The organism is Paracoccus sp. C2R09, assembly GCF_018860625.1.
Lineage (GTDB): Bacteria > Pseudomonadota > Alphaproteobacteria > Rhodobacterales > Rhodobacteraceae > Paracoccus.
In genome coordinates this window covers 581,918-592,351 of sequence record NZ_JAHKQB010000029.1, presented here as the reverse complement: position 1 = coordinate 592,351, position 10,434 = coordinate 581,918, and the positions used below count along the sequence as shown (strand labels likewise).

At 62.6% G+C, this 10,434-nt stretch carries 9 protein-coding genes and 1 pseudogene; 8 read left to right on the top strand and 2 right to left on the bottom strand.

Annotated features, from left to right (window positions below; all coding sequences use genetic code 11):
* Window positions 1-495: 495 nt before the first annotated feature.
* From KO490_RS14720 to KO490_RS14700, 6 genes and pseudogenes are all read left to right on the top strand, one after another.
* Window positions 496-1,185 carry a hypothetical protein gene (locus tag KO490_RS14720; RefSeq protein ID WP_216020134.1) on the top strand — a complete coding sequence of 230 codons (690 nt, stop codon included), beginning with the start codon at window positions 496-498 and terminating at the stop codon, window positions 1,183-1,185.
* Entirely contained in the window at window positions 1,182-3,383 is a 2,202-nt protein-coding gene (locus KO490_RS14715; RefSeq protein ID WP_216020133.1) for a DDE-type integrase/transposase/recombinase, read from the top strand. The genes KO490_RS14720 and KO490_RS14715 overlap by 4 nt, the downstream gene beginning before the upstream one ends.
* Before the next feature lie 5 nt (window positions 3,384-3,388).
* A complete protein-coding gene (locus KO490_RS14710; RefSeq protein WP_216020132.1) occupies window positions 3,389-4,369 on the top strand; it encodes an ATP-binding protein in 981 nt (326 codons plus the stop codon).
* Window positions 4,369-4,758 (top strand): annotated as a pseudogene (locus tag KO490_RS16695) (TniQ family protein); the annotation flags it as partial. The gene KO490_RS14710 and the pseudogene KO490_RS16695, both read left to right, overlap by 1 nt.
* 144 nt (window positions 4,759-4,902) lie before the next feature.
* The gene (locus KO490_RS16490) at window positions 4,903-5,868 is read left to right on the top strand and encodes a hypothetical protein (protein WP_252727195.1); all 966 of its coding nucleotides are present in this window, start codon (window positions 4,903-4,905) and stop codon (window positions 5,866-5,868) included.
* 263 nt (window positions 5,869-6,131) lie between these two features.
* Window positions 6,132-7,052 (top strand): MYG1 family protein, encoded by a 921-nt coding sequence (locus KO490_RS14700; RefSeq protein WP_216020130.1) that lies wholly within the window; start codon window positions 6,132-6,134, stop codon window positions 7,050-7,052.
* 45 nt (window positions 7,053-7,097) lie between these two features.
* Here the strand turns inward: KO490_RS14700 and KO490_RS14695 are convergent, their stop codons facing one another.
* Both KO490_RS14695 and tyrS read right to left on the bottom strand, forming a co-directional pair.
* Window positions 7,098-7,247, bottom strand: coding sequence for a hypothetical protein (locus KO490_RS14695; protein WP_216020129.1), 150 nt, complete (start codon window positions 7,245-7,247; stop codon window positions 7,098-7,100).
* A 122-nt stretch (window positions 7,248-7,369) separates the two neighbouring features.
* Window positions 7,370-8,611 carry a tyrosine--tRNA ligase gene (gene tyrS, locus KO490_RS14690; RefSeq protein WP_216020128.1) on the bottom strand — a complete coding sequence of 414 codons (1,242 nt, stop codon included), beginning with the start codon at window positions 8,609-8,611 and terminating at the stop codon, window positions 7,370-7,372.
* A gap of 60 nt (window positions 8,612-8,671) precedes the next feature.
* Between tyrS and KO490_RS14685 the strand changes: the two genes are divergently transcribed.
* Together KO490_RS14685 and KO490_RS14680 are read left to right on the top strand one after the other, a co-directional pair.
* On the top strand, window positions 8,672-9,799 hold the full coding sequence (locus KO490_RS14685; RefSeq protein WP_216020127.1) for an anhydro-N-acetylmuramic acid kinase: 1,128 nt from the start codon (window positions 8,672-8,674) through the stop codon (window positions 9,797-9,799).
* A gap of 41 nt (window positions 9,800-9,840) precedes the next feature.
* Window positions 9,841-10,269 carry a hypothetical protein gene (locus KO490_RS14680; protein WP_216020126.1) on the top strand — a complete coding sequence of 143 codons (429 nt, stop codon included), beginning with the start codon at window positions 9,841-9,843 and terminating at the stop codon, window positions 10,267-10,269.
* Window positions 10,270-10,434 lie beyond the last annotated feature (165 nt).

Below are 10,434 nucleotides of genomic sequence, written 5' to 3'. Positions count from 1 at the left end.
ACCCGCAGGGGGCAGGTCACAAGACGCCCGCATTTCGCCAACTTGCGAAAACCACGCGACTTGCTTGGCCGCTGCATTCACCGGCAGGTGACGAAGGCAAGAAAACCCAGCACATTCAGACCTCGAACCGCACGCACCCTCGTTGTTTGCGAAAAAATATTACACAATTTCAGATGTTTGTGGGGCGATTCTTTCGAACGCGATTGTGGATAACTCCCGTCAAGAGGCTTCCATCTTTCGAGAAGACTCGGAATCAGTAGGGCAACATCAACTGCCACACGAGGTCATCAACGAAAGCACGATGTCAGAAAAAAAGCCCGGCACGAGGCCGGGCGGAAAGTCGACGGGTAAACCCGTAGAATCGACCAACAAGGTAGGCTCTCGTTAGAAGAGCGCAAGTGGTTCCGTCGGCATTCCCTGCAACTTTGTCCTGTTCCAGCCTGCACCGGTCGCCGGAGCAGGGCTGGCACCAATTACTTTAAGGGAATCACCCCTATGAAGCTTACGGCTTCCATGTTTCATCTGCCCGACCCGGCGGGCAGTCGCGCAGCGCGCGCCATTCCGAAGTCCTCACAGGGCCATTTCGTCGGCGAGTTCGTCTTCGGCGTCGAGCATCCGCGGCGTGTCCGCTTCGAAAGCCTGCTCGAGTTCAAGGTGGCGCTGTGCACCGTTTACCGTCCGAGGTTCGTCGATCTGGAGGAGCAGATCGCGCCGATCTCCTTCCGTCGGCCGGATGGCGATATCGGTTATCATTACCTCGATTATCGGGCGACCTTCGAGGGAGGTATCCGCCTCGGGATGGTTGTTAAGCCGTCCCACAGGGCGGAGCAGCCGGCTTTCGTTGCAAATGTAAGGGCGATTGCAGCCGCGGCGGTCCCCGACGTCGTGGATCGACTGACTGTCGTGACTGAACGGCATATCCATCCGGTAGAGTTCTGGAATGCCCAGTTGTTTCATGCCGCGCGGCGACCGGTTCAGGAAGAGGATCGGATCATCGATCGCTTGGCTTCCCGTCTCCGGGCGCCCGTCGTGATCGAAGATTTGATGACGCAGGGACGTCATGATGGGGTCACCCTTTTTGGTATCGCGCGAACCATTCAGCGCGGTGGCCTGAAGCTTCTTCGAAAAGAGCGCATCGAGCTCCATGCGCTTGTCGCCGCGAACGATCCGAGGGCAGCGGCATGAGGGCGGGTGGCAGTCAGCTTGTCGCTTCAGGGCATGTTCCGGTCGAAGAGGGCGCAGTCTTCGAACTGAACAATCGCCGCGGCCAGGTTGCTCAGCTTCGTGCAAGTTCTTGTCTCGTTGTCTGGGATGAGTTCGTTGATCCCGAAACCGGTGAGGTTTTCCCGGCAATCTCCGACACCGTGATGAACGAGGATTTCTGCCGCTACGATCTCCACGGCAAGTTGAGTATCGTCCGCCGCCCTCTCGCTGCATCGGCCGAAGGGGAGCGTGATCGGAGCCATCGCACGCAGGATGAGATCGCGCGAATGAAGTATCGTTACTGCTACGTTTCGGCGGCACAGCAGATGGTTTCCGATGGCGACATGGATGAGACTCGGGCGGGCTTCATCGAACGCGGCGACATGCTCATCGGTCTCGGCACGACCTATTACGTTCGGTATCTCAAGAAGGCGGCTGGCGCATTAGGTAGGCGAGGTGGAGCCAGTGTGAATCTGGGGAAGCAGTCATCTGCGCCGAAGTCTGCCGCCATCATTCATCGGTGGTATTGTGCTTTTCGGCGAGGCGGCCAGAACGCTTTGTTCGACGAGTATGCCCGGTCCGGAAACCGCAGCACCCGCTATACCGAGGCTGAGCAGGCGCTTGCCTGGTCGGTTATCAGGCAGCGGCTGGACGAAGAGCGCTGCTCGATCCAGTCCATCGTGGATAGCGTCAAGGCAGTCTTCAAGGTTCAGAACGAAAAAGCTGCGTCGACCAATCCGCCCGGTCGGCTCCTCACCATTCCGGGATACGATTACGTTCGCAATGCGATCAACGCTCTCGCCCCGCTTGACCATGCAGTTCGAACACGCGGGTTGAAGGTCGCATATCGCGACATGCATGCTCTGGGCGTCGGAGTGAAGACCAGCCGAGCGCTCGAGCGGGTCGAGATCGACGAATATACCTTCGACCTCATGGTTATCCTGAGGGGGCTTGGCGTGTGGGACTGGCTGCGCGCTGAGGAGCGGACGATGCTCGGGCTGGATGGGTCTACACGGCGCGTCACCCTTTCCGCGGCGATCGACGTCCATACCCGCTGTATTGTCGGCATGCAGATCGCGGCAGGTGAGACGACGTCGCTCCTGCGCGACACCGTCGAGATGATCTTCATGGACAAGACGCCTATCGCCGATGCCGTTGGAGCGCTCGAGGCATGGGATATGCACGGCCGTCCAGAGATGATCGTGCTGGACCGAGGCCCGAACTACGTCGGTGACGAAGTTTATGACCTGCTCGCAGCCCTTGGTATCGTAAACCTCGGCGCACCCGCCAGGAAGCCCTGGCTTCGACCCTTCGTCGAGCGGCTCTTCAAGACCATTCATCTCGGCTTTGCCCAGCGGTTTGCGGGGCGCACTTTCAGCAATGTGGTTGCCCGCGGAGAGAACGACCCAGCCGCTCGTGTATCCTTGACCCTCGACGAATTTCTGCACTGGCTCGTGCGGTGGATCGTCGATATCTATCACAATACGGCGCATGATGGCCTTCTTGGGCACACGCCTGCGAAGGCGTGGAAGCAATCCCAGAATCCCTCGTGCCTTCAGGCAGTCTCGCGCGAGGAACTGCGCAAGGTCTTCGGGATCCGCCGGTCCCGCAGCCTCGGTCCCTCCGGGATCACGATGATGCACATCCGGTATCAGACAGATGAGCTGATGAGGTTCTTCTACGCGTCATCCAATCGGCCGAAAGAACTGGAGGTAGCATGGTGGCCTCATGACATCGGCACGATTTCCGTCAAGGTCGCACAGGACCGCTGGATGAATGTGACGGCGGCGGATCGCATGTGGATCGGTAAATCATTCGACGACCTCATGATGGTTCGGCACAAGCTTGACGGCGAGCGCGACCGCTCAGATGCCGTGAAGGCGCGGGCTCTGGCTGATCTGGATGCAGCCGCTCATCGAGGGAAGGTCCTGCGGGGGTTGCTGCCGACCATTGTCACTGACGGGACCTACGACCGCTATGAGGCAGATTTCATGCGGTTCATGTCCACGGCCGAGCGCGACTTCGACGCGCCCGAATACCTGGACCTGTTCGACGGCGTGATAGACCCGTCCGGCCCGGCAGCGGAAGTTGACAGCTTCCCGTCGCGAATGGCCAAGCTGGACGCCCCTGCGCCTGCCGCCCCGGTTCTCACCGGAGACGATGAAGACCTTATGGAATGAGCCAGATGACCGAGCATACCTTTCATACGACGCTTTCCGTGCCGCACGACCTTCCCGGCCGTCTTGCTTGGTTGGAGGCCCGCTATCTCAAGAATGCGCGCGACGACGAGTTTCAGGAGTGCCTGCGCGACATCCTCCAGGTCGGCTCGGAGGGGGCGTTGCTGCCGATCGCCATCCGTGATCCTCTGAACGGAGAAACCCGTGGCATGCAGGTCATCGGTGCATCCGGAGACGGCAAGTCCGTGATGATCCAGCGTAACCTGTTGGCCTTGCCCGGCTTCGTGGAAATGAAGGATGGCACGTCGGGCAACTATCTCCATATTACCGTATCGCCGGAAGCCACGATCAAGAGCCTTGCATTCGATATTGCGGCCGCCACTGGATATGGCCGGATCTCCGAGCGCACGAAAGCCCACGAGGCCTGGACGACGGTTCGTCACCGTCTCAAGAAGTTCGAGATCGGATTGCTTTGGATCGATGAGGCGCATCACCTGCTCCGTGGAGGGGCGGGGCGCGACGCAGCGGGCGCCCTCCAGACACTGAAGAACCTGCTGCAGGGAGAGGGGGCAGTCGCCGTCATCCTGTCCGGCGTGCCACAGCTCGAAGAGCGCGTCGCATCGGATCCGGAGACGTTCCGCCGCTATTGTCTGCGCCAGCGTCTCCGGCCCGTTCTAGGAGATGGTGGCGATTTGCAGCGGCTGAAACGCTTCATATCGGCATGCTGTGACAGGCTGGACTTGGCGCTTCCGGATGATCCGTCCTTTGCGGAACGCATCGTGTTCTCTCAGAAGGGTGGCTTGGGGCGGTCGATCCTGTTCGCCAAGAAGACCATCCGTCGCGCGCTGATCAATCGAGGGCCGGCTGTCAGCAACGAGGATGCTCGCAGAACGTGGGTTCTGGACGGCGGCGATGAAAGTGGGCCTGGCCCGTTTGATTGCGTCGCGTGGCCGGACCTGCGCAGGCTTCTCGAAGAGCGTGGTTGCTGATGAGAGCGATTACGCCTCGCGTTCCCTACGATCCCGTTGAGACCGTGCAATCCTATGCCTCACGCCTATCCTTCTTCCATACTGGACAGGGTTCGGCGCGCCTGCTTCAGGATTGCGGAGTGAGCCTTCCTGGTTTCGCTGCCGGGCATCCGGAGGAACTGACCAGCTTCGCCACTGCCGTAGGCGAGCAGATTGACCTTCTGCAGAAAGGAAGCGTCCGCGCGCTTTCCTCTCACAATACTTTCCGCGGGGAAAACTTCTCGAGGGGCGTATTGTCATCCCAGGTGCGGCAGTTCTGCCCCCGGTGCCTGCGCGAGGATGGGCCGCCGGCCGAATGGAGGCACAGGATCATCTGGTGTTTCCTGCCGGTCCCTGTCTGCCTGCGACACCACACTTCCTTGGTAGAAGTCCAGCGGGGGAAGCTTTCGTCCATCCACGACGCGGTCACGAGTGCCGGTGGGCTGGCTGCAGCCGACGCGTCGACATGTTCCGTCGGGGTTGGGCGACACGTGTCTTGGCTTCACGGACGCCTGATGTCCTTGTCTTGGTCCGAATGGTTGGATGGCCAGAGCATCGAGCAGGTCCTGAATGCCTCCGAGATGCTCGGGGCGATCCTCGTGCACGGGCATTGTGTCCGTCTGGGTCAGCTGCGCCGGCTGGAGCGGAACACTGCGCTGGAACGAGGTTTCGGTATCTATGAGCAAGGGACCGAAGCGGTCTATGCAGCTCTTGGTGAAATCCGGGATGCCGCTTCGGCCACTGCCGTTCATGCCGGCCCTTTGGCGATGTATGGATCCTTATACGATTGGCTGGATCGTCGGTCGCAGCTGATCGATCCCGGGCCGGTTCGAGACATCCTGCGTAATCACATCCTGAACCACGATGCCTATGCGCCAGGGGAAAGGTTGCTGGGCAAGCCGGTAACCGAGAGGCGCTTGCATTCGGTGATCAGTCTCTCGACTACCCTGAAGGTCAACCGGCGGCGCATGTCCCGTCTGTTGCAGAAGCTGGGCCTGGTGCCCCCGGGGGCCACGGACGGTGAAACTGGGCGTCTTGTCTTCCCCGTAGAGGAGGTGGAGCAGCTTGTCCGCGATTACGAGACCGCAGTCCCGCTCGCCCATGTGTCCGACTACATCGGGTGCAGTCACAGCCAGGCGCTTGCCTTGTATCGGGCCGGGATCTTGTCGCCTCTCATCCCTGCCGACGCCCCGGGCGCCGTGCGGCGAATAATATTCGCACGTCGTGTCTTGGACGAACTGCTCGAACGCATCGCCGAGCTACCGGTCCTCGACGATACTTCGCACGAGGATGTGCTGTCCATCGCGGAGACCTGCCAACGTCATGGCGGTCGAACCACTGAATTGACGAAGGCTGTTCTCGAAGGAAGGGTTGAGGCTTTTCGTCTTCGAGGAGATGCCCGCCTTCACTCTGTTCGGGTCAGCAGTTCCAGCTTTGCTGCTGCGCGGAAGCCGGGAGCGCAATCAAGCGTCCCCACGTAGAATTACGACGCCTTACCAAATGTCTGTTCCATAGGGTCCGCGTATGCGGGCCCTTTTTTCTTCGCCAGATTAGTCGCGCGGAGAGAGCTTTGCCCCTAGCTGAAAGAACCTTTGGTCCGAGATCATCGAGGACCATTGTAGCTGCGATATAATTCGCTATTCTCGGCGCTAACTATGTTCGAAGCCACACCCTTGGCCGCCCCAAGCCCTGCCCGCCGTTGACCGCCCGATGGGCGGTCATTTCGTTTTACGGAAATCATACTATGAGCATCACCCACCTGGTCACCCATAACGGCGGCTTCCACGCGGACGAGCTTCTGTCCTCGGTCGTGCTGACGCGGCTGTTCCCGATGGCCGAGCTGATCCGCACCCGGTCCGCGCAGTGGATCGAGCCGGGCTGCGGGCGCATCATCTATGATGTCGGGCGCGATTACGACGCCGAGCGCGGCATCTTCGACCACCATCAGAAGGACGCGCCGCTGCGCGATGACGGTCAGCCCTTCAGTTCCTTCGGGCTGGTATGGCGGCATTACGGCCGGGATTACCTGCGGCTCTCGGGCATTCCCGAGGGTGATATCGCGGACATCCATGCCAGCTTCGACCGCGATTTCGTGTTGCCGATCGACCTGCTGGACAACGGCGCGCTCAGCCCGTCGGTGGCGGGCCCGCTGTCGGGGCTGACATTGCCCATGCTGCTGGAAAGCCTGAAACCCGTCTTCGACGATCCGGCGCAGGATGCCGACGACCGCGCCTTCAACTGGGCGCTGGTGATCGCGCGCGCCTTCGTCGAGGCATCCATCGCGCGCAAGGCGTCGCGCAGGCGTGCGGCCGGGATCGTTCGCGATGCCATCGTGCAGGCGGGCGAGGGGCGCGTGCTGGAACTGCCCCAGGGCATGCCCTATCGCAAGGCCGTGATCGCATCGGGTGCGGACCACCTGCTGTTCGTGGTGCATCCGCGCGACGGGGGCGACTGGGCGCTGAACGGCATCCGGCTGGAGGATGACGGCTTTGCGTTGCGGGCGGATCTGCCGACCTCATGGGCGGGGCTGACCGATCACGCGCTGGAAGAGGCCGCTGGCGTCAGCGGCGCGAAATTCTGTCACAATGCCCGCTTTATCGCGGTGGCGGACAGTCGCGATGCGATCATGGAAATGGCCCGGATCGCAGTGGCCGAGGCCGAATGAAAAGGGGCCCCGCGGGGCCCCATCTCACCGTTGCAGCCTGCGGGTTCAGGCGGCCTTGTGGGCGTCGAACTCGCTGATGACGGCGCGGGGCATGTCCTCGCGCGCGAAATAGCCGAACATCTGGTCCAGAACGGCGTCGGCCTCGTTGCTGCGCTTGCGGGCGGCGATGCTGGTGGTCTTTTCGTCTTTCGACATTTCATGGTCTCCGGGGGTTGGGGGTCATCCCTCTCTCGGCGGGGCATATATTGACCGCCCGGACAAAGTTAAACCGCCCCCTCGCATGGAAGGGGCGGTTGCATGGCAGGGTTGCGTCTGGCTCAGGCCAGCTTCAGCATCCGGTGCTTCTTCTTGCCGACCGAAATCTTGATGCCCGCAGCCAGCGCATCGCGGGTCAGCGTCATCTGCGGATCGGTCACGGCAGCGTTGTCGACGCGCAGACCGCCTTCGGCGATCAGGCGCTTGGCCTCCTTGCCGCTGGCCACGATCCCCGATTGCGCCAGCGCCTGCACGATACCCAGCCCGTCCTGCGTGTCGGCAGGCAGGGTCGCGATTTCCAGATCGCCGCCGGCGCCGCCTTCCTCGAAGACCTTGCGCGCGGTTTCCATGGCCGATGCCGCGGCCTCGGCCCCGTGCAGCAGGGTCGTGACCTCGTTCGCCAGCAGGACCTTGGCCTCGTTAATCTCGGACCCCTGCAGCGCGCCCAGGCGTTCGCATTCCTCGACCGGCAGCTCGGTATAGAGCTTGAGGAACCGCCCGACATCGGCATCGGTCGTGTTGCGCCAGAACTGCCAGAATTCATAGGGCGACAGCATGTCCGAGGACAGCCAGACGGCACCGCCCGCCGATTTCCCCATCTTGCGCCCGTCCGAGGTGGACAGCAACGGCGAGGTCAGGCCCCAGATCAGGCGGTCGTCCACGCGGCGGGTCAGGTCGATCCCGTTCACGATGTTGCCCCACTGGTCCGAGCCGCCCATCTGCAACCGGCAACCATAGCGGCGGTTCAATTCCAGGAAATCGTAGGCCTGCAGGATCATGTAGTTGAATTCGAGGAAGCTCAGCGACTGTTCGCGGTCCAGGCGCGATTTCACCGATTCGAAGGACAGCATGCGGTTCACGCTGAAATGCCGCCCGATATCGCGCAGGAAGGTCAGATAGTTCAGGCCGTCCAGCCATTCGGCATTGTTCAGCATCAGCGCGCCGTCATCGCCATATTGCAGGTATTGCGCGAAGACGGTCTGCAGCCGGTCGATATTCGACTGGATCGCCGCATCGTCCAGCAGCGGGCGTTCCTCGGAGCGGAAGGACGGATCGCCGACCTTCGTGGTGCCGCCACCCATCAGGGTGATGGGGCGGTTGCCGGTCTTCTGGAACCAGCGCAGCATCATGATGTTCAGCAGGTGACCCACGTGAAGGCTGGCCGCCGTCGCGTCATAGCCGATATAGGCCGTGACCGGACCTTCGAGCAAAGCCTTGTCCAGCGCCTCGTAATCCGTGCAGTCGGCCAGATAGCCGCGCTCGGACATGATGCGCAGGAAGTCGGATTTGGGCTGGTAGGTCATGGGCTTCATCCTTCTTTTGCCGGGCGATATACAGGGGCTGCGATAAAAGGGGAAGGCGCGATGATCACGGCGTTGGGAATGATGTCGGGCACCTCGCTCGACGGGGTGGATGCGGCGCTGATCACGACGGACGGCATCCGCATCGAGGAATTCGGGCGCAGCGGTTTTCGCGCCTATGGCGACAACGAATCCGGCCTGCTGCATTCGCTTCTGGGCAAGTGGCAGGGCGAGGATGGCGTGTCCGAGGGCGCGGCCCTGTCCGAGGCCGCCCATGCCCAGCTTGCCGCGGATTTCCCCGAGGCGCAGCTTCTGGGGTATCACGGGCAGACCTTCGCGCATGATCCGGGAGGCCGCGGGACGCATCAAGCGGGGTCGGGGGCGCGGCTTGCGCAGGTGACCGGCCGCCCCGTCGTGTGGGATTTTCGGACCGAGGACGTGCGCCGCGGCGGCGAGGGTGCGCCCCTGGTGCCCTTCTTTCATTGGGCCTGTGCGGATTGGGCCGTGGGGCAGGGGCGTCTGGAACGCGGCCCGGTGGCCTTCCTGAACCTGGGCGGGGTGGGCAACATCAGCTGGGTCGATACGCGGCTAGCCGCCCCCGAGGCCGAGGGCGCCTGCCTTGCCTTCGATACCGGCCCCGCCAACGCCCCGATCAACGACCTGATCCGCACCCGCCTGCATCGCAGCCGGGACGAGGGGGGCGCCCTTGCGGCCTCGGGCTCGGTGGACGAGGGGATCGTGGCGCGGTTCCTGGCCGATCCGTTCTTCGATCGCGCCCCGCCCAAATCGCTGGACCGGGACCGCTTCGCGGATCTGTCGCGCGCGGTGAGGGGTCTGGGCGATGCGGATGCGGCGGCAACGCTGGTTGCCGCAGTGGCAGGTTCGGTCGGGGCCGCGATGCGCTGGCTGCCCCGGATGCCGGCGGCGATCCTCGTCTGCGGCGGGGGGCGGCACAACCGGGCCATCATGCGGGCGCTTGGGGATGCGCTGCCGTTGGCGGTCCGCCCGGTCGAGGATGCGGGCCTTGATGGCGACATGCTCGAGGCGCAGGCCTTCGGTTGGCTTGCGGTGCGGGTCATGCGGGGGCTGCCCATATCGGGTCCCATGACCACCGGGGTGCCGGAACCCGTTTGCGGCGGTCGGATCAGTCATCCGCGCAATCGGGGAACGATCCGCGCCGAAGGGGGTTGAAGGCGCATCAGGAAGCCAAGCGCAGCATATGGAGATCCCGGATGACCGCTCGACTTTTCCTCGCAGCCATTGCCACCACCGCCGCCGCAAGTGGCGCATTCGCCCAGCAGACCCCCTACGAGATTGCCCCCGCCACGCTTGTCGCCTCGTCCGATGTCAACGACATCGCGCTGCGCCAGAACAATGTGCTTGTCGATCTGCGCGACGCGCTGGATGCGGGGGTGCGCGGGATGCCGATCGTCGCGGCCGATGACGTGTCCATCGGGCGGATCGACCGGCTGAACCCCGCCGCAGGCACCGCGATCGTCAGCATGGGCGGTTTCTGGGGGCTTGGTCAGCGACAGGTCGTGCTGCCCCTGGACCAGATATCGTTCCAGCGGCACGCCGACGGAAATGTGTCGGCCTATATCGGTCAGCCCTCGGATCGACTTGGCCAGATCTCGCGGATTCCGCGCGGCGACTTCTCGTAAGGTACTGAAAACACTGTGCGGAAGGCGCCGCACCGACCCATTCGTCGTTTTCTTGTCAAAAACTTCTCATGGCCTATTGACGACGGCGATGGCTGTGCGTAAACCCCGCCTCACCCCAGCAGGCGAACGGCTGGGGGATGAGTTGGGCGGTTGTAGCTCAGTTGG